This window comes from Paracoccus methylovorus (assembly GCF_016919705.1).
Lineage (GTDB): Bacteria > Pseudomonadota > Alphaproteobacteria > Rhodobacterales > Rhodobacteraceae > Paracoccus > Paracoccus methylovorus.
This window is the reverse complement of sequence record NZ_CP070368.1, coordinates 1,440,140-1,458,050: the sequence shown is the minus strand read 5'-3', so window position 1 is coordinate 1,458,050 and position 17,911 is coordinate 1,440,140. Positions and strand designations below refer to the sequence as shown.

General features: G+C 64.0%; 17 protein-coding genes. 13 read left to right on the top strand and 4 right to left on the bottom strand.

Features of this window, described 5'->3' with window-relative positions:
- The first annotated feature begins 156 nt into the window (after positions 1-156).
- Positions 157-618, top strand: coding sequence for a CreA family protein (locus tag JWJ88_RS07235; protein WP_205293447.1), 462 nt, complete (start codon positions 157-159; stop codon positions 616-618).
- Positions 619-784: 166 nt separating this feature from the next.
- On the top strand, positions 785-1,117 hold the full coding sequence (gene hspQ / locus JWJ88_RS07230; protein ID WP_205293446.1) for a heat shock protein HspQ: 333 nt from the start codon (positions 785-787) through the stop codon (positions 1,115-1,117).
- On the opposite strand, the gene JWJ88_RS07225 is transcribed toward hspQ, so the two are convergent.
- A complete protein-coding gene (locus JWJ88_RS07225; protein WP_205293445.1) occupies positions 1,090-1,686 on the bottom strand; it encodes an ATP-binding protein in 597 nt (198 codons plus the stop codon). The genes hspQ and JWJ88_RS07225 overlap by 28 nt on opposite strands.
- The gene (locus tag JWJ88_RS07220) at positions 1,683-2,027 is read right to left on the bottom strand and encodes an STAS domain-containing protein (protein ID WP_205293444.1); all 345 of its coding nucleotides are present in this window, start codon (positions 2,025-2,027) and stop codon (positions 1,683-1,685) included. The genes JWJ88_RS07225 and JWJ88_RS07220 overlap by 4 nt, the downstream gene beginning before the upstream one ends.
- Before the next feature lie 236 nt (positions 2,028-2,263).
- On the opposite strand from JWJ88_RS07220, the gene JWJ88_RS07215 reads away from it, so the two are divergent.
- The 6 genes from JWJ88_RS07215 (at position 2,264) to JWJ88_RS07190 (ending at position 9,259) form a co-directional block, all read left to right on the top strand.
- Entirely contained in the window at positions 2,264-2,647 is a 384-nt protein-coding gene (locus JWJ88_RS07215; RefSeq protein WP_205293443.1) for a hypothetical protein, read from the top strand.
- Positions 2,648-2,669: 22 nt separating this feature from the next.
- A complete protein-coding gene (locus JWJ88_RS07210; RefSeq protein WP_205293442.1) occupies positions 2,670-5,051 on the top strand; it encodes a M10 family metallopeptidase in 2,382 nt (793 codons plus the stop codon).
- Between the two features lie 212 nt (positions 5,052-5,263).
- Positions 5,264-6,676, top strand: coding sequence for a circularly permuted type 2 ATP-grasp protein (locus JWJ88_RS07205; RefSeq protein WP_205293441.1), 1,413 nt, complete (start codon positions 5,264-5,266; stop codon positions 6,674-6,676).
- 13 nt (positions 6,677-6,689) lie between these two features.
- On the top strand, positions 6,690-7,649 hold the full coding sequence (locus JWJ88_RS07200) for an alpha-E domain-containing protein (RefSeq protein WP_205293440.1): 960 nt from the start codon (positions 6,690-6,692) through the stop codon (positions 7,647-7,649).
- A 9-nt stretch (positions 7,650-7,658) separates the two neighbouring features.
- Positions 7,659-8,465, top strand: coding sequence for a transglutaminase family protein (locus JWJ88_RS07195; protein ID WP_205293439.1), 807 nt, complete (start codon positions 7,659-7,661; stop codon positions 8,463-8,465).
- Between the two features lie 68 nt (positions 8,466-8,533).
- Complete coding sequence (locus tag JWJ88_RS07190; protein WP_205293438.1) at positions 8,534-9,259, top strand: proteasome-type protease; 726 nt, start codon at positions 8,534-8,536, stop codon at positions 9,257-9,259.
- A gap of 70 nt (positions 9,260-9,329) precedes the next feature.
- On the opposite strand, the gene mutS is transcribed toward JWJ88_RS07190, so the two are convergent.
- Positions 9,330-11,966: a DNA mismatch repair protein MutS gene (gene mutS / locus JWJ88_RS07185; RefSeq protein WP_205293437.1), complete on the bottom strand. Its 2,637-nt coding sequence runs from the start codon at positions 11,964-11,966 to the stop codon at positions 9,330-9,332.
- Positions 11,967-12,124: 158 nt separating this feature from the next.
- On the opposite strand from mutS, the gene JWJ88_RS07180 reads away from it, so the two are divergent.
- The 5 genes from JWJ88_RS07180 (at position 12,125) to JWJ88_RS07160 (ending at position 16,942) form a co-directional block, all read left to right on the top strand.
- On the top strand, positions 12,125-12,964 hold the full coding sequence (locus tag JWJ88_RS07180; protein WP_205293436.1) for a 2-keto-4-pentenoate hydratase: 840 nt from the start codon (positions 12,125-12,127) through the stop codon (positions 12,962-12,964).
- Positions 12,965-13,121: 157 nt separating this feature from the next.
- Positions 13,122-14,228, top strand: coding sequence for an ABC transporter substrate-binding protein (locus JWJ88_RS07175; RefSeq protein ID WP_205293435.1), 1,107 nt, complete (start codon positions 13,122-13,124; stop codon positions 14,226-14,228).
- Positions 14,229-14,283: 55 nt separating this feature from the next.
- On the top strand, positions 14,284-15,132 hold the full coding sequence (locus JWJ88_RS07170) for an ABC transporter permease (protein ID WP_205293434.1): 849 nt from the start codon (positions 14,284-14,286) through the stop codon (positions 15,130-15,132).
- Positions 15,129-15,911 carry an ABC transporter permease gene (locus JWJ88_RS07165; RefSeq protein WP_205293433.1) on the top strand — a complete coding sequence of 261 codons (783 nt, stop codon included), beginning with the start codon at positions 15,129-15,131 and terminating at the stop codon, positions 15,909-15,911. Before JWJ88_RS07170 ends, JWJ88_RS07165 begins: the two co-directional genes overlap by 4 nt.
- The gene (locus JWJ88_RS07160) at positions 15,908-16,942 is read left to right on the top strand and encodes an ABC transporter ATP-binding protein (RefSeq protein WP_205293432.1); all 1,035 of its coding nucleotides are present in this window, start codon (positions 15,908-15,910) and stop codon (positions 16,940-16,942) included. Before JWJ88_RS07165 ends, JWJ88_RS07160 begins: the two co-directional genes overlap by 4 nt.
- A 21-nt stretch (positions 16,943-16,963) precedes the next feature.
- Here the strand turns inward: JWJ88_RS07160 and JWJ88_RS07155 are convergent, their stop codons facing one another.
- Positions 16,964-17,737, bottom strand: a complete 774-nt coding sequence (locus JWJ88_RS07155) for a WecB/TagA/CpsF family glycosyltransferase (RefSeq protein ID WP_205293431.1) — start codon at positions 17,735-17,737, stop codon at positions 16,964-16,966.
- Positions 17,738-17,911 lie beyond the last annotated feature (174 nt).

Below are 17,911 nucleotides of genomic sequence, written 5' to 3'. Positions count from 1 at the left end.
AAAGGTGGGGGCGCTACCGCATTGGCCCGACCGGCCGCTGTGGTCCTTGCGCGGCACTTATCCCGCGGGCATGACCTGTCGTAGCGTTGGCAAAAGGCTTGCAGCGACGCGGCGGGCTTGCCATCTTCCACCCGGTTGCGCTGCCCGGAGGTTAAGATGAAAGCATGGATTGCCACTTTGGCGCTGATCGCCGCGCCCGCCTCGGCCGAGGTGGTTGGCAAGGTCGGCGTGGACTGGGTCGGCAACGATATCATCGTCGAGGCCATCGCCGATCCCGAGGTGCAGGGCGTGGTCTGCCATCTGGCCTATTTCGACCGCTCGGTGATCGACCGGCTAAGTCAGGGCAACTGGTTCGAGGACCCTTCGAACTCGGCTATCGAGTGCACGCGGACCGGGCCGATCAGCATCGGTGACATCCGGCGCGGACCCAAGGGCGAGGACGTGTTCAGCGCCTCGCGTTCGTTGATTTTCAAGTCGCTGCGCGTCAAGCGGATCTATGACGAAGACAATCAGGTTCTGATCTATCTTGCCCATGCCAATCAGGTGAACGAAGGCTCGGCCAAGATGTCGGTCTCGACCGTGGCGCTGGGACCGGGCGAAGAGTTGCCGGCTCAATAAGCCTGCGCGGCCTGCCGCGGCGAGGTCCGGGGTGCCGCGCCGATGGATGCGGGATAATCGGTGCGGGCGACCGCATAAAGCCTTGTGTCAGGCTGACGGTTTGCACCCTACAGGTGGACAGTGGCGGCTGGGGGCTGTAAGAGCCGCGCCAAACAGGAATGAAGTTATGCGGATTGCGTCCAAGACCGCGAAATACAATCTGGGCCAAGTGGTGCGTCACCGCGAACATCCGTTTCGTGGCGTAGTTTTTGACGTGGATCCGGAATTCGCCAATACCGAGGAATGGTATGAATCCATTCCCGAGGAATCACGGCCGTCCCGCAACCAACCATTTTATCATCTTTATGCCGAAACCGAGGCGACCTATTACGTCGCGTATGTTTCCGAGCAAAACCTGGTGCCGGATTATTCGGGCGAGCCGCTGGAACATCCCGAGGTGACCGAGATGTTTGGTGAATTTCAGGACGGCCGCTATCCGTTGCAGTTCGGGCTGAACTGACCCTGCCTGCCCTCCGGCGTGCGGGGGGCGGGGCCGCCTTGCAGCAGCGGTTCCGTCACCGGAATGATGAAAGCCAGAAAGTTCCGCCGCCCCTCGCGGAAATAGCTGAGTGAGGCGGACAGCTCCTGGATCAGAAACCAGCCGAAACCGCGCTCGGGCAGCGAGATGAGCTTTGCGGGGTCGCGAGGTGCTGGATCTGACCACGGCAGGCTGCGCATTTCCAGGCATGATGCCGGCAAGGGCTGGCCGTCGTCGGTTATCGCGCAGGCAATGCCCCCGACATGGCGTGCGACGCAAAGATGGATCAAGGGTGCATGGGGCCGTCCGTTCAGCCGCACCGCCTCGTGCCGGATGCCGTGTTCGCAGATATTGTTCAGAACTTCGGCCAGCGCCAGTTCCAGCTTGCCGATCACTTCGTTCCCGGCGCTTCCGTCGAACCGCTCCCGCAAGAACTGCAGCGCGGTTCGCACGGTCAGAGGGTCGGCGCGGAAGATGCGGTGATACATCGGCTGGCGTCCGGGCGGGGGCTGGCGCAGCCGCTTTTCTGCCGGCTGGGGCGATGTGCTCATCTTTCCGGGCCCTCCTTCTGGCCGGGGGGTGCGCCGGTCTTGCGGATGTTCAATACGGTGTCCATCCGGGTCAGGCGAAACACCCGCTCGACATTCGGGGTCAGCCCGGTCAGCGTCAGTCGGAGCCCGGCGGGGATTGCCTTATAGATCGCGATCACCGCGCCAAGGCCCGAACTGTCCATGAATTCCACCCCGCCCAGATCCAGCGTGATCTGTGGCCCGCCACCGGCGATCATACTGCGCACCCGGTCCTTGAATGCTGTGGCAATGGCGGCATCGAGGCGTTTTTCATCGACACGGATTATCAGCCCGTCTGGCTGCGGTAGCAATGTCAGTTGCATTTTCGGTCTCGCTGTTTCGGTGTTATCGCATTCTAAAGGTGGAATAGTTACCGTTTTGTAAGTGGGGGTGCGGCTTTTTGTCCCTTCAGGAGGGGTAATTCCATTGGATTTTCAGGAAATTTTTGACCGAACATGATAATCCTCAAAAGGCGGACGCAACGCATAGTTGATCCGCTGCCGCAGCGCGGGCTAGTGATCAATTCGATGGTTCATGCACATGTACGAAAGATGACCCAATGCGCCCTTCTCTGCTGGCGGCAGCCCTGCTGGTGGCCTGTTTCGTGAACAGCGCAGCGGCGACCTCTGCCAGCCTGACCTGTCCCAAGACGGACGATGCGGAAGTGGCGCGTCTGTGTGCCGCGCTGGAGGAGGAGATGCGTCAATCCGGCGGTGAAACTCTGCCCCAGGCTGCGTCCAGCATTCGTTTGATACTCGAGGCGCAAAGCCCGCGTCCCGACACCCTTCGCGCGCGCCTGACCGTCGAGAGTGCCGCTGGCCGGCATCAGGGCGACGAGATGGTTCTGTCGGTAATGGACCGTCCCGTAATTCCCGATAGCGAGATCCGGGATTTTGCTCGGTTGCTGCTGAAAGCCGCGCTTCCCCAAATTTCCGGTAACTAATTCTGTAACAAGGACGATTTTCATGACGTTGATCGGCAGGAACATGGAATTTTCCAAGGCGGCAGGCGCGACTCTGACCGAAGCGGCGGAAATCACCCGTGCGATCCGCACCGAGGTCGGGGACGCGCCTGCCGGAACCTCGACCCGCTACACCATGACCGTGGGCGACACCTTCAACGGCACCCTGGACTGGGGCGACGCGGACTGGGTGCGCGTGCAGCTGCAGCCGGGCAGCTATGTCATCTCGTTGGATTCGCGGGGGGCGTCGGGGGTTTCCGACCCTTATTTGCGGGTGATGAACGAGTATGGCATGGAGATCGCCCAGAATGACGATGGGGACGGGCTGAACTCTCGTCTGGTGCTGAACGTGACCCAGCCCGGAACCTATTACCTCGAGGCGGGCAGTTACGGCTTTTTTGATTGGGGCGCCTACAGCCTTCAACTTACCGCGCTTGCCCCGCGTCCCCAGTTTACCATGGCCCAGATCGCCCATCAGTTGACCGACGGCTTTTGGGAGGCCGACGGCCAGTCCCGCCGCGCCTTCGATGTCGGACAGGGCGATGTGTTGAACGTGGACCTGTCTGGGCTGACCGCGCAGGGGCGGCAATTGGCCAGCATGGCGCTGTCGGTCTGGGAGCAGGTGACGGGGATTACTTTCAACCGCAATCCGGGGTCGAATGCGACGGTCCATATAACCTTTGACGATAGCGACTGGGGGGCCTGGTCGTCATCGGTAACCAGCGGTGACCGGATCGTCAGTTCGCGTGTGAATGTCGGGCTGGACTGGCTGATGAGTTATGGCACCGGCTACAACAGCTACAGCTATCATAGCTATATCCACGAGATCGGTCATGCTCTGGGGTTGGGCCATGCCGGGAACTACAACGGCAGCGGCTTTTATGGTCTGGACAACCACTACAGGAACGACAGTTGGCAGGCTTCGGTCATGTCCTATTTCGACCAGCAGCAGAATTACGCGGTCGATGCCAGTTTTGCCTTTGCCACCTCGGCCATGATGGCGGACATCCTGGCGATACAGCAGCTTTATGGCCCGACCTCGATCCGCACCGGCAACAACACCTATGGCGAGACTACCAACGCCGGCCCAAGCTATGCCACCATCGCCGGCATGCTGCGCGACCCGCAGATGCGCGACGATATCACCTTTACCATTTTCGATCAGGGCGGCGTGGATACGCTGAACTTGGGAACCGATACACATAACCAGCGCATCTCGCTGGCGCCGGGGACCGTGTCGGACGCCTATGGGCTGGTCGGCAATATCTCGATCGCGCAAGGCACGCTTATCGAGAACATGCAGGCCGGGCGTGGCCATGATCTGGTCGTCGGCAACGGAGCCAACAATATCCTGCGCGGCGGGGGTGGCAACGACACGCTGCGCGGCAACAACGGCAACGATACGCTGATCGGCGGCAACGGTCATGACCGGCTGGAGGGGGGCGCCGGGGCCGACAGCCTGGTCGGCGGCTCGGGCAATGACACTTACGTCACCGACGGGCGCGACCAGATCGTCGAGGCCGCCGGTCAGGGGATCGATACGGTGCGATCCTCGGTCACGCTGAAGCTGGGCGCCAATCTGGAAAATCTGGTGCTGGTTTCGAATAAGGCGCAGGACGGCAGCGGGAATGCGCTGGCGAACCGCCTGACCGGCAACGCCCATGCCAATCGTCTGGACGGCTTTCAGGGCGATGACACGCTGCGGGGCAACAACGGCAATGACACGCTGAATGGTGGCAATGGCCATGACTGGCTGGACGGCGGCGCCGGCGCCGACAGGCTGGTTGGCGGCCGGGGCAACGACACCTATGTCACCGACGGTCGTGACCAGATCGTCGAGGCTGCGGGGCAGGGTATCGATACGGTGCGATCCTCGGTCACGCTGAAGCTGGGCGCCAATCTGGAAAATCTGGTGCTGGTTTCGAACAAGGCGCAGGACGGCGGCGGGAATGCGCTGGCAAACCGCTTGACCGGCAACGCCCATGCCAATCGTCTGGATGGCTTTCAGGGCAATGACACGCTGTTGGGTCGTCAGGGCAACGACACGCTGAACGGCGGCAATGGCCATGACTGGCTGGAGGGCGGTGTCGGGGCCGATATGCTGATCGGCGGGAGTGGCAACGACACCATGCACGGTGGGGCCGGTGCCGATCATTTCGTCTTTCATCGCGGGCGGGACGTCGTGCGTGATTTCAAGGACAATCAGGACACCTTGCATATTGACGATGCGCTTTGGGGCGGCAGTCGGCTTAGCGTGGCAGAGGTTCTGAAATTTGCCCATGTCTCGGGCGGCAATACCGTTTTCGACTTTGGCAACGGGAATGTGCTGACCCTGAACGGCTTTGCCAATATTGCTGCGTTGCAGGACGATCTGATCGTCATCTAAGGCGCTGCCTGTAAAACCGGCAAGGTGGGAAGGGCGCTTTTGCGCTTTTTCCCGGCCCTGCCGGAACCGGGGCTTTGCGTTCTGCCTTTTATTCCGGCAGCGAAGGCCCAACCCTTGTCAAATCCAGATTTCGCCTGGGCTGCAGGTAGTCCCGCTGTGGACAGTGCCGGCGCAGGTGCGAAGATCGTGGACAGAGGTAAGGGGTGGTGGCGATGACGATGTGCTACAACGAAATGGTCGACGGCGGGTCGGTCCGCGAGCCTTATGCCATGCTCTCGGACTGGATCGAGGCCATGCCTGCCGAGATCCGCCAGATGAAGCAGGCCGAGGCAGAGGCGCTGTTTCGCCGTATCGGCATCACATTTGCGGTCTATGGCGAAGGCGGCGACCCGGACCGGCTGATCCCCTTTGACATGATGCCAAGGGTGTTCCTGCAAAGCGAATGGCGTCGGCTTGAACGCGGTATCAAGCAACGCGCACGGGCGCTGAACGCCTTTCTGCGTGACGTCTATAGCAGGGGAGAGATCGTGCGCGCCGGCCGCATCCCGGCGCGGCTGGTCTATCAGAATGCGGCCTATGAAAAGGCGGTCGTGGGCTTCGTGCCACCGCGCGGCATATTTTCCCATATCATCGGTGTCGACATCGTGCGCACCGGGCGGGACGAATTCTATGTACTCGAGGATAACTGCCGCACGCCCTCGGGGGTCAGCTACATGCTGGAAAACCGCGAGATCATGATGCGCATGTTTCCCGGCCTGTTTCGCAACAACCGTATTGAGCCGGTGGACCAGTATCCCGAACTGCTGCGCCGCACGCTGGCCTCGGTCGCACCTGCGAAATGCGAGGGCACGCCGACTGTCGTGATCCTGACGCCGGGCCATTACAACAGCGCCTATTACGAACACAGCTTCCTCGCCAACCTGATGGGCGTGGAACTGGTTGAGGGCAGCGATCTGTTCGTCGATGCCGGCTTTGTCTATATGCGCACGACGCAGGGACCAAAGCGCGTGGACGTGATCTATCGCCGCATCGACGACCAGTTCCTGGATCCCCTGTGTTTTCGCCGCGATTCCATGCTGGGCGTGCCGGGGCTGATGGATGTCTGGCGTTCAGGCGGGGTTTCGATCGCCTCGGCCCCGGGTGCGGGCGTGGCCGATGACAAGGCGGTCTATACCTTCGTGCCCGAGATGGTGCGCTTTTATCTGGGCGAGGAGCCGATCCTGCGCAACGTTCAGACATGGTCGCTGTGGAAGGACGAGGATTACCGATACGTCATGGCCAACCTCAAGGATCTGGTGGTCAAAGAGGTGCATGGCTCGGGCGGTTACGGCATGCTGATCGGCCCCTGTGCGAGCAAGGCCGAGATCGAGGCATTCGCCCAATGCATCAAGGCCAATCCCGGCAATTACATCGCCCAGCCGACCCTGGCGCTGTCCACCAGCCCCACCTTTGTCGATGAGGGGGTGGCGCCCCGGCATGTCGATCTGCGCCCCTTTTGCCTGTGTGGCGACCGGATCGAGCTGGTGCCGGGCGGGCTGACCCGCGTTGCGCTGCGCGAGGGTTCGCTGGTGGTGAACTCGTCGCAGGGCGGCGGGGTCAAGGACACCTGGGTTCTGTCGGAATAGGAAAGGGTCAGCCATGCTCAGCCGCACCGCCGCCAACCTGTTCTGGATGGGCCGCAATCTTGAGCGCGCCGAAACCGCCGCACGCCTGCTGGATGTGGGCGCGCGCATCACCCTGCTGCCGAACACCGCCGAGGGTTATCGCAACGAATGGGAATCGCTGCTGCGTGCTTCGGGGGCTCAGGCCGCTTTTGCCGAGCATTACGGCGACGACATTACGCAGGAGAATATCGAGGGCTGGCTGTTCTTCGACCGGACCAACCCGTCTTCGGTGGTTTCCTGCATCGAAAAGGCGCGCGAGGGCGGGCGGATCGTGCGCACGGCGCTGACCAGTCAGGTCTGGGACGCGCTGAACATGGCCTATCAGGAGTTGCGGGTGCTGGAGCGCCAGCCGCGCAGCCGGCTTGACACCGCGATGCTGACCGATTTCACCACGCGGCACAGTTCGACTGTGCGCGGTGCCATCAATGCGACGCAATTGCGTAACGACGGCTGGCACTTCATCCATCTGGGCTATTCTCTGGAACGTGCGGACGCCACTGCACGGCTGCTGGACGTAAAATATTTCGTGCTGCTGCCGCGGGTAGAGTTCGTGGGCTCGGGTCTGGACAATTACCAATGGCAGGTGATCCTGCGCGCGCTGTCGGCGCATCGGGCGTTTCACTGGGCCTATGGCGGCGAGGTGACGGCAAGCAAGGTTGCGGATTTCCTGATCCTGAACGGCGAAAGCCCGCGTTCGCTGCTGAGTTCACTGTACGAGGCCGTCTGGCATCTGGACGGCTTGCTGCGCCGCTATGGTAGCGACGCACCGGCCAGCGCCTCGGTTCGGGCGCATGCGACGCTGAATTCGCTGATGGCACGCGATGTCGAGGCGATCTTTGACGAGGGGCTGCATGAATTCCTGTCCTGGTTCATCCATGAGGTGGCCAATATCTCGGTCGCCGTGCATGACGATTACCTGAGCGGACGGATGTAGGGGGCGGATATGCGGCTGAAAATCACCCATGAAACCAGCTATGTATATGATCCCCCGGCACAGGGGCTGGTGCAGAGCCTGCGGCTGACCCCCTCGGTCCACGAAGGGCAGCGGGTTACGGACTGGGCCATTACGGTGTCGGGTGGGCAACGCGGGGCGGCATTTCGCGATGGCGCGGGCGACTGGATCGAGGGGTGGACGGTGCGCGGCCCTGTGCATGAGGTCGTGGTGTCGATCTCGGGTCAGGTCGAAACCCGCGACACCGCAGGCGTCCTGCGCGGTCACCGCGAGACGGTGAACCCGCTGGTCTATCTGCGCCAGACGCTGGCGACCGCCCCGGATAGCGGGCTGCGCGAACTGGCCCATTCCGGGCGGGGCGAGGATGCGCTGGAGTTGTCGCACCGACTGGCCGCAGCGGTTTCGCAGGCCATCGCCTTCGTGCCGGGCGCGACCGGGTCGCATACCTCGGCCGCCGAAGCGCTGGCCTTGGGGCAGGGCGTCTGTCAGGATCATGCCCATGCGCTGATCGCCTGCGCCCGCGAATGCGGCCTGCCGGCGCGCTATGTCTCGGGCTATCTGCATTCCAATGCCGGGGGCGAGCCGCATGACGCCGCCCATGCCTGGGCCGAGATCCACGTGGGCACGCTGGGCTGGGTCGGGTTCGATGCCGCCAATGCCTGTTGCCCGGACGACCGCTATGTGCGGCTGGGCTCGGGATTGGATGCGCAGGATGCGGCGCCGGTAAGCGGCACGACCTTTGGGCTGGGCGAAGAAAGCCTGGACGTGCGCGTGCAGGTCGAGGAGATGGGGCAATAACTTCGGCCGATTGCGGGGGCGACAAGGCCGGCGTATTCTCGAAAGGCGATCTCCAGCATGGAACAATCATGACCTACTGCGTCGGCCTGAAGCTCAACGAAGGGTTGGTGCTGCTTTCGGACACCCGAACCAACGCCGGCATGGATCATATCTCGACCTATCGAAAGATGTTCTTCTTTGAACAGCCGGGCGAGCGGGTCATTGCCATCATGACCGCCGGAAGCCTGTCCGTGACCCAGACCGCCCTTGGCCGGCTGCAAGAGGCCATCGAACACCCTGACGCCGATGAGAACAGCTCGATCATGTGCGCCCCGACCATGCTGCAGGTGGCGACGCTGATCGGCCACACGCTCAGCCAGATACGGCGCGAGATCGTGGGGCAGTGCCAGGACCTGAGCCCGCAGGCCAGCGCCAGCATGATCGTGGGCGGCCAACGCCGGGGCGGTGAGATGCGGCTGTTCCTGATCTATCCCGAGGGCAATTTCATCGAGGCGACCGAAGACACGCCTTTTCTGCAAATCGGCGAACATAAATACGGCAAGCCGATCCTTGACCGGGTGGTGCGGCCAGACACTTCGCTGGCCGATGCGCAAAAAGCGGTGTTGTTGTCGATGGATTCCACCCTGCGCTCGAATCTGTCGGTGGGTATGCCGCTGGATCTGGCAGTGATCCGCAAGGACGATTGCAAGGTCGCCCACCACCGCCGCATCCTTGAGGGCGACCCGGGCTTCATGGCCATGTCGGCCGCATGGTCCGCCGCGTTACGCGACAGCTTTGTCAACGTAAAGATCTAGGCCGCGACGGCCAGCGGCCTTGGGTTTCCGCGCGGTCGGCGTTTCGGTCAGCGGGTGCGCGTGCCGGCCTTCAGCCCTCTGACCCCAGCATTCCCCGCAGTTCATAGACCAGATCCAGCGCCTCGCGTGCGCTGATCGTATCGGGGTTGAGGGTCCGCAGCCGCTCCTCGACCTGCGAGGGCTTCGGCTTGGCTGTCGGCGCGGGCGTGGGGACCGTGCGAAACAACGGCAAGTCGTCCAGCAGCGCCTGCGGCTTGCCGGTGCCCTGCCGTTCGCCGCTTTCCAACTGGTGAAGGATGTCGCGCGCGCGTTCCACGACCGAGGGCGGCAGGCCCGCAAGCCGCGCCACCTGCACCCCATAGGAGCGGTCGGCAGCGCCTTTCCTGACTTCGTGCAGAAAGATCACCTCGCCTTCCCATTCGCGAACGGCGACAGTGGCGTTCTCGACGCCCTCCAGCCGTGCGGAAAGCGAGGTCATCTCGTGATAATGCGTGGCAAACAGCGCGCGGCAGCGGTTCGTGGCGTGCAGATGCTCCATCACCGCCCAGGCGATCGACAGCCCGTCCCAGGTGGCGGTGCCGCGCCCGATCTCGTCCAGGATCACCAGCGCATGATCGTCGGCCTGATTCAGGATCGCCGCCGTCTCGACCATCTCGACCATGAAGGTCGACCGGCCCCGCGCCAGATCGTCCGCGGCACCCACGCGGCTGAACAACTGGCTGACCAGCCCGACATGGGCGCGGCGTGCGGGCACGAACGCCCCGGCCTGCGCTAGGATCGAAATCAGCGCGTTCTGGCGCAGGAATGTCGACTTACCGGCCATGTTCGGGCCGGTCAGCAGCCAGATGGCCGGGGTTTCGCCCTGCGTCAGTTCGCAGTCGTTGGCGACGAAAGCTTCGCCCTTGCGCCTGAGCGCACGTTCCACGACCGGATGCCGCCCCCCCTCGATCACGAAGGCGCGGCTGTCGTCCACTTCGGGGCGCACCCAGCCCTCGCCCGATGCGAGGTCGGCAAAGCCGGCGGTCAGGTCGATTTCCGCCAGCGCCCGCGCCGCCTGCCCGATGGGACCGGCGCGGTCCAATATGGCGCGGGTCAGCCGGGCAAATATCCCGCGCTCGATCTCCAGCGCGCGGTCGCGGGCGTTGAGGATGCGGGTTTCCAGCTCGGAAAGCTCGACCGTGGTAAAGCGGATCTGGTTGGCGGTGGTCTGGCGGTGGATGAACCGCTGATTGAGCGGCGGCGCCAGCATCTTTTCGGCATGGGTCGAGGTGGTCTCGATGAAATAACCCAGCACGTTGTTGTGCTTGATCTTCAGGCTCGGCACCCCGGCCTCGGCGATGTAATCGGCCTGCATGCGGGCGATCACGCCGCGGCCCTCGTCGCGCAGGCGGCGGGTCTCGTCCAGATCGTCGTCGAAGCCCGGTGCGACAAAGCCGCCGTCGCGGGCCAGCAGCGGTGGCTCGGCCACCAGCGCCTCGTCCAGCAGATCGATCAGTTCGTCATGGCCGGTCAGGTCGCGGGCGGCCTGGGCAAGCACGGCGATGTCGTCGTCGCCCAGCATGGCGGCGATCGCAGTGCCTTGTGTCAGTCCGGCGCGGATCGCGGCCAGATCGCGCGGACCGCCCCGCTCCAGCGCCAGACGCGACAGGGCACGGTCCATGTCGGGTGCGCGCGACAGCGCCTCGCGCAGATCGGCGGTCAGGCGCGGGTCAGCGGCCAGATGCGCCACTGCCGCCTGCCGGGCGTGGATTTCCTCCAGATCGCGCGAGGGTGCGCTGATGCGCCGTTCCAGCAGCCGCGCCCCGCCCGCCGTCACGGTGCGGTCGATGGCGGCCAGCAGCGACCCTTCGCGCCCGCCTGACAACGCCTGCGTCAGTTCTAGGTTGCGCCGGGTTGCCGCATCTATCTGCATTGCGCCGCCAAGGGCCTCGCGCACCGGGGGGCGGATCAGCGGCATCCGGCCCTTTTGCGTCAGTTCCAGATAATCGGCGATGGCGCCCATGGCGGCCAGCTCGGCACGGGAAAAGTTGCCGAACCCGTCCAGCGTTTCAACCCCGAACATCGCGCAAAGCCGGCGCGTGGCCGCGCCGCTGTCGAAACTGCCCGCCGGCAGTTCGGTCAGTGCCGCCCCCGCCTCGGCCGCGAATTCGTCAAGGCGCGAGCCTTCGGCGGCCAAAAGCTCGCGTGGGGCATGCCGTGCCAGTTCCGGCGCCAGACGTGCGGGGGGGCAGGGCATGACGCGAAAGGCGCCGGTCGAGATATCGACCCAAGCCAGCGCCGACTCTTCGCGCACATTGGCGAAACTGGCCAGAAAGTTGTGGCGCCGGGCCTCGAGCAGCGATTCCTCGGTCAGCGTGCCGGGGGTGACAAGGCGCACCACGTCGCGGGCGACCACGGATTTCGAGCCGCGTTTCCTGGCCTCGGCCGGGTCCTCCATCTGCTCGGCGATGGCGACGCGGAACCCCTTGCGGATCAGCGCCAGCAGATAGCTTTCGGCGGCATGGACCGGCACACCGCACATTGGGATCGGCTGTCCCTGATGCGTGCCGCGCTTGGTCAGCGCGATGTCCAGCGCGGCGGCGGCGGCCACTGCGTCGTCAAAGAACATCTCGTAGAAATCGCCCATGCGATAAAACAGCAGCGCGCCGGGGTTGGCCTCGCGGATCGCCAGATACTGCACCATCATCGGGGTGGGTTGATCGCTCATGTCCTGCCTTGTCGCCTGCGGTCCCCGTTCTTCTAGGGGATGCAAGGGCCGATGCAAACAGGATGCGGGCAAGTTACGGGGGTGGCGTGAAAAATCCCGGTGACAGCCGCCTTTTGTTGCGGCATCGTTTGCGGGAATACAGTCGTGGGGCAAGGGTGATGAGATCGTTGATTCTGGGCGCAGTCATGCTGCCGCTGGCGGGTGTCGCCGTCGCGGCCTGTCCGGACGTCTCATTGATGCAGAACGCGGCGCGCGGCTGGATGGCCGGCCAGCGCCTGCCCGACCCGCTGGTGCGCACGGTCGAAGAGGGGGCCTGCGCCTATGCCAGCTTCCGTGGTGTGCTTGAGACGGAACTGGGCGCGCCGGTGGGGGTGAAGGTCGGCTTCACCTCGAAACCGGTGCAAGAGCGGTTTGGCGTGACCGAGCCGGCTGCCGGGGCGCTGTTTGCGCCGATGTTGCTGCCGGACGGGACGCGCCTTAGCCTTGCCGGCAGCCGCACGCCGTTTTTCGAGGCCGATCTGGTCGTGACCGTGGGCAGCTCTGCCATCATGCACGCCCGCACCCGCGAAGAGGTGGCGGCGGCGCTCAAGGATGTCCGGCCCTTTATTGAGCTGCCCGATCTGGCGCTGCAAAAGGATGTGGAGCCGACCGGGCCGCTGATGGTGGCCTATGGCGTGACGCCCTGGCGCGGGGTGCTGGGACGCGGCGTCCCGATGTCGGAACTGGACGATCCGGTCGCCGATCTGGCGGCGCTGACGGTGAACCTGAAGCTTGACGGCAAGAGCATCGGCTCGGGCTCGGGCGAGATGCTGCTGGGCCATCCGCTGGACGTCGTGCTGTGGCTGGTCGGACAGGGCGGATATGAGTTGAAGCCCGGTTCGGTGATCTCGCTGGGGTCGCTGGGCACGCTGCACCCCGCATTGCCCGGCCACCGGGTCGAGGCCGACTATCGCATTGGCCGCAAGTCCATGAAGGTGGGGCTGGTACTGGTGCCCTGATCGGTCCCCGTTGGCCTGCGCGGGATCGGGCTTGGCCTTTTCGACAGTTGCGGAAAAAAGCTTTGCCAACATGGGTCTTGTGTCGCAAGACTGTGATGGGGGGCCGCTAGGTGGCATCCAACCGCCGATGTGGCGTGTTCTGGAACGGAGTTGACGAATGACCATTCAATCGACCGCGGCAGGGCTGGCCGCGCTGACCCTGTTGGCGAGTTCGGGGGCGGCCTTGGCTCAGGATCTTGCCGCGCTGGAAGAGGCCGCCAAGGCCGAGGGTATGCTGACCACCATCGCCTTGCCGCATGACTGGTGCAACTATGGCGGCGTGATCGAGGGCTTCAAGACCAAATACCCAGAGATCAAGGTCAATGAGCTGAACCCCGACGCGGGATCGGCCGATGAGCTGGAGGCGATCCGCGCCAACAAGGACAACAAGGGCCCGCAGGCGCCCGACGTGATCGACGTGGGCCTGTCCTTTGGCCCGCAAGCCAAGGCCGAGGGGCTTATCCAGCCCTATAAGGTCGCCGCCTGGGATACGATCCCGGACGACGCCAAGGACGCCGAGGGCTATTGGTATGGCGACTATTACGGCGTGATGGCCTTTGGCGTGAACACCGACCTGATCGACGAGGCCCCGACAAGCTGGAAGGATCTCAGCAAGCCGGAATATGCGAACGCATTTGCGCTGGCGGGCGATCCGCGCGCCTCGGCCCAAGCGATCATCTCGGTCATGGCCGCGGGGCTTGCGAACGGTGGTGAGCCGGGCGAGGCATCCGGCCAGAAGGGCATGGAACTGATGGCCGAGGTCCACAAGGCCGGCAATTTCGTTCCCGTCATCGGCAAGTCCGCCACCATCGCGCAGGGCGCGACGCCGATCGTCACCGCCTGGGACTATAACCTGCTTTCATGGCGCGACAGCCTGAACGGCAACCCGCCGGTCGAGGTTATCATTCCCGAAGATGGCGTAGTTGCGGGCGTTTATGTTCAGGCCATCTCGGCCTATGCGCCGCATCCGAACGCCGCCAAGCTGTGGATGGAATACCTGTATTCGGATGAGGGGCAGCTTGCCTGGCTCAAGGGATACTGCCACCCGATCCGCTTCAACGATCTGGTCCAGAACGGCAAGGTTTCGCAGGAACTGCTGGATGCGCTGCCGCCTGCCGCAGCCTATGAAAAGGCGATCTTCCCGACGCTCGAGCAGCAAGAGGCGAACAAGAAGGTCGTGACCGAGGGCTGGGACAGCGCAGTCGGCGCGGCCGTCCAGGAATAAAACGCAACGGCCCCGCCTGAACCGGCGGGGCCGCTTTGACAGCAGGCGAGGCGGAATGAGAAATATCGGCTGGAACTGGCTGGGTGTCGTGCCCTTCTTTGCCTTTGCGGCCCTGTTCCTCGTGCTTCCGACGATGAACATCGTCATCGGCGCCTTCCAGAACCCTCAGGGCGAATTCACCCTGGCCAATCTGGCCGGCCTGGCCTCGCCACGCATCGTGTCGAGCTTTGTCATCTCGATCAAGATTTCGCTGGCCTCGGCGGTTTTGGGCTGCCTGATCGGCTTTGCCATGGCGGCTGCGGTGGTCATGGGCGGGGTGCCGCGCTGGATCCGCGGTCCCCTGATGACATTTTCCGGTGTCGCCTCGAACTTTGCCGGCGTGCCGCTGGCCTTTGCCTTTATCGCCACGCTGGGGCGGGTGGGTCTGGTCACCTTGCTGCTGCGGCAGTGGTTCGGCATCAACATCTATGCCATGGGCTTCAATCTGCTGAGCTTCTGGGGCCTGACGCTGACCTATCTGTTCTTTCAGATCCCGCTGATGATCCTGATTATCACCCCGGCGCTGGATGGGTTGAAGCGCGAATGGCGCGAGGCGGCCGAGGTGTTGGGCGCCAGCACCGGCCAGTATTGGCGTATGGTGGCGCTGCCGATCCTGTTCCCCTCGCTTCTGGGCACGTTTGCGCTGCTGTTCGCCAACAGTTTCGGCGCGGTTGCCACGGCCTATGCGCTGACCGGGTCGTCGCTGTCTATCGTGCCGATCATGTTGTTCGCGCAGATCCGGGGCGATGTGTTGCAGGACCCGCATCTGGGCTATGCCATGGCCTTCGGCATGATCGTCGTCACCGGGCTTGCGAACCTGGCCTATGTCATCATGCGCACCCGCGCCGAAAGGTGGATGCGATGAAGCGGTTCTGGTCCTGGGCCGCGCTGATCGTCGGCAGCCTGTATTTCCTGCTGCCGCTGATCGGCACGGTCGAGTTCTCGTTGCGCATGCGGCGGGGGGAGTATTCGCTGGACGCCTATCGTTCGGTGCTGGCGGATCCGAATTTCCGCGCCACCTTCAGCTATTCTGTGGTGATGGCGCTGCTGACCATCGCGCTGGGCGTGCTGATCGTGGTGCCGACCGCCTATTGGGTGCGCCTGCGCCTGCCGCGCCTGCGCCCGGTGATCGAGTTCATCACCCTGCTGCCGCTGGTCATCCCTGCCATCGTCATCGTTTTCGGCTATATCCGGCTTTTCAACACCTCGTCGATCCTGCCGCTGACCGGCACCGCTTCGGGCACCAACCTGCTGCTGCTTTGCGGCTATGCCACGCTGGCGCTGCCTTACATGTATCGCGCCGTCGACACCGGGCTTTCCACGCTGGACGTGCGCAGCCTGACCGAGGCGGCGCAATCGCTGGGCGCCGGCTGGGTGCGGATCATCGGCCGGCTGATCCTGCCCAATGTGATGGGGGCAGTGATGTCGGGCGCTTTCCTGTCCTTTGCCATCGTCATTGGCGAATTCACCATGGCGGCGCTGCTGAACCGCCCGGCCTTCGGTCCTTACATGCAGCTTCTGGGCGCCAATCGCGCCTATGAGCCGGCGGCACTGGCGGTGATCGCCTTTGCCGTCACCTGGGGCTGCATGGGGCTGATGCAACTGCTGTCTCGCCTGTTCGGCACAAGGATACCTGCGAAATGAGCTTTCTGACCCTGGACCATTTGCAGAAATCCTTTGGCGTGACCAAGGTGGTGCATGATTTCGACCTGGCCATCGCAAAGGGCGAGTTCGTTTCGTTCCTTGGCCCGTCGGGATGCGGCAAGACGACAGTGCTGCGCATGGTCGCGGGGTTCGAGACGCCGACCGCGGGCCGTATCGTCATTGACGGGCAAGATGTGACAAGGGCGCGTCCGAACCAGCGCCAGATCGGTATGGTGTTCCAGTCCTATGCGCTGTTCCCCAACCTTACCGTGGCTGAAAATGTCGGCTTCGGCCTGCGCGTCGCCGGAGTTGCGCGGGCTGAGCGCAGCGGTCGGGTGACCCAGATGCTGGAGCTGATCGGGCTGCCCGATCTGGGCGCGCGCTATCCCTGGCAATTGTCGGGTGGCCAGCAACAGCGGGTGGCGCTGGCCCGCGCGCTTGCGCCTCGGCCACGGGTGCTGCTGCTGGACGAGCCGCTTTCGGCGCTGGACGCCAAGATCCGGGTGTCCCTCCGCAACCAGATCCGCGAGATCCAGCAGCAACTGGGCATCACCACCATCTTCGTCACCCACGATCAGGAAGAAGCACTGTCGATCTCTGATCGCATCGTGGTCATGCACAAGGGCATTGCCGACCAGACCGGCACGCCGGCGCAGATCTACAACCAACCCGCCACCGAATTCGTCGCCGGCTTCGTCGGTACGCTGAACCGCTTTGATGCCGAAGTGCTGGACGCGGCGCGCGGACTTGTCCGGGTCGAAGGGGCGCAGATCGCGCTGGATCGTCCCTTGCCCGCCGGCCGCATCATTTTGGCCGCACGACCGGAAAGCTTGCGCATCGCCCCCGAGGGCATCCCGGCCGAGATTACCGGTGCCGAGTTTCTGGGCTCGGTCCAGCGGCTCAGGGCGCGGGCGGCGGGACAAGAGGTGGTGCTGGACCGTTTCAACGAACCGGGCACTGAACTGCCGGCCCCCGGCGCGCAGGTGCATCTTGCCGCACAACAGGCGGGTTGGCTGGTGCTGACCGCCTAGGGCGTATCCGACCGGCCTGTTCTATTCCTGCGTCCTGTCACCCTGGGTGCGGATGGCCAGCGCCTGACGCAGATGTCCGGGCAGGATGGCAAAGCCCTTGGCATAGCGCAAAAACAGCCGGCGCGGGTTGGACAGCATGCGCCACAACCACTCCAGCTTCAACCGCCGCACCAGTTGCGGGGCGCGGCGCTGATGGCCGGACAGAAAGTCCAGCCCGGCCCCGATCGAGGCGAAGCCCACGTCGCCAAGCGCATCGCGGGCGCGGATGGCGAAAATTTCTTGCCGTGGCGCGCCAAGCGCCAGAAAGCACAGCCGCGCGCCCGATTCGCGGATGCGGGCGATGATTTCGGCCCCTTCCTCGCCAATGGGATCAAAGGGAAACCCCGGCGCATGGGTCAGCGCGACCCGCAGTCCCGGCACGGCTGCCTGCATGCTTTGTGCGGCAAGCGTCAGCGATTCGTCGCTGCTGCCGATCAGCGCCACGGGCAGGCCGGCTTGCGCTGCGCGGGCCGCCAGCGGCAGCACCAGATCCGAACCCGGCGCCAGCGCCACTGGCCGGCCGGCGATCCGCGATAGCCAGACGATGGGGTTGCCGTCGGCGCAGACCAGATCATGCGCGGCGTATGCCTGGCGAAAACCCGTATCTTCGCCCAGCCTTTGCAGGTGATCGACGTTGATCGTGGCAAGGGCAAAACCGCGCCCCTCGGCCAGCCGCTGCCCCACCGTGGCAAGCAAAGCGGAAGAATCCCGGCAATTTATGCGGACGGCTTTGCCGTCGGGAAAGCTGAAATGCATGATAAGCCTCGGTCCGGCCGGAGTTAAGCGCAAGATGAGTTGGCGGGGGCGGGATTGCAACGCCCTTCGCCTTATGGGGCGGGCAGGGGTGTTTCCGCGGGTGCGGCCGACGAACATGCTGGACCTGATCCCCGGTGCGACGTCAATATCGCTTATTTCGGATTTGTCGGTTGG

Excerpts from the sequence above, each read along its gene's own strand:
- JWJ88_RS07235 (WP_205293447.1), top strand. The coding sequence starts at position 157 with ATGAAAGCATGGATTGCCACTTTGGCGCTGATCGCCGCGCCCGCCTCG.
- hspQ (WP_205293446.1), top strand. The coding sequence starts at position 785 with ATGCGGATTGCGTCCAAGACCGCGAAATACAATCTGGGCCAAGTGGTG.
- JWJ88_RS07225 (WP_205293445.1), bottom strand. The coding sequence starts at position 1,686 with ATGAGCACATCGCCCCAGCCGGCAGAAAAGCGGCTGCGCCAGCCCCCG.
- JWJ88_RS07220 (WP_205293444.1), bottom strand. The coding sequence starts at position 2,027 with ATGCAACTGACATTGCTACCGCAGCCAGACGGGCTGATAATCCGTGTC.
- JWJ88_RS07215 (WP_205293443.1), top strand. The coding sequence starts at position 2,264 with ATGCGCCCTTCTCTGCTGGCGGCAGCCCTGCTGGTGGCCTGTTTCGTG.
- JWJ88_RS07210 (WP_205293442.1), top strand. The coding sequence starts at position 2,670 with ATGACGTTGATCGGCAGGAACATGGAATTTTCCAAGGCGGCAGGCGCG.
- JWJ88_RS07205 (WP_205293441.1), top strand. The coding sequence starts at position 5,264 with ATGACGATGTGCTACAACGAAATGGTCGACGGCGGGTCGGTCCGCGAG.
- JWJ88_RS07200 (WP_205293440.1), top strand. The coding sequence starts at position 6,690 with ATGCTCAGCCGCACCGCCGCCAACCTGTTCTGGATGGGCCGCAATCTT.
- JWJ88_RS07195 (WP_205293439.1), top strand. The coding sequence starts at position 7,659 with ATGCGGCTGAAAATCACCCATGAAACCAGCTATGTATATGATCCCCCG.
- JWJ88_RS07190 (WP_205293438.1), top strand. The coding sequence starts at position 8,534 with ATGACCTACTGCGTCGGCCTGAAGCTCAACGAAGGGTTGGTGCTGCTT.
- mutS (WP_205293437.1), bottom strand. The coding sequence starts at position 11,966 with ATGAGCGATCAACCCACCCCGATGATGGTGCAGTATCTGGCGATCCGC.
- JWJ88_RS07180 (WP_205293436.1), top strand. The coding sequence starts at position 12,125 with ATGAGATCGTTGATTCTGGGCGCAGTCATGCTGCCGCTGGCGGGTGTC.
- JWJ88_RS07175 (WP_205293435.1), top strand. The coding sequence starts at position 13,122 with ATGACCATTCAATCGACCGCGGCAGGGCTGGCCGCGCTGACCCTGTTG.
- JWJ88_RS07170 (WP_205293434.1), top strand. The coding sequence starts at position 14,284 with ATGAGAAATATCGGCTGGAACTGGCTGGGTGTCGTGCCCTTCTTTGCC.
- JWJ88_RS07165 (WP_205293433.1), top strand. The coding sequence starts at position 15,129 with ATGAAGCGGTTCTGGTCCTGGGCCGCGCTGATCGTCGGCAGCCTGTAT.
- JWJ88_RS07160 (WP_205293432.1), top strand. The coding sequence starts at position 15,908 with ATGAGCTTTCTGACCCTGGACCATTTGCAGAAATCCTTTGGCGTGACC.
- JWJ88_RS07155 (WP_205293431.1), bottom strand. The coding sequence starts at position 17,737 with ATGCATTTCAGCTTTCCCGACGGCAAAGCCGTCCGCATAAATTGCCGG.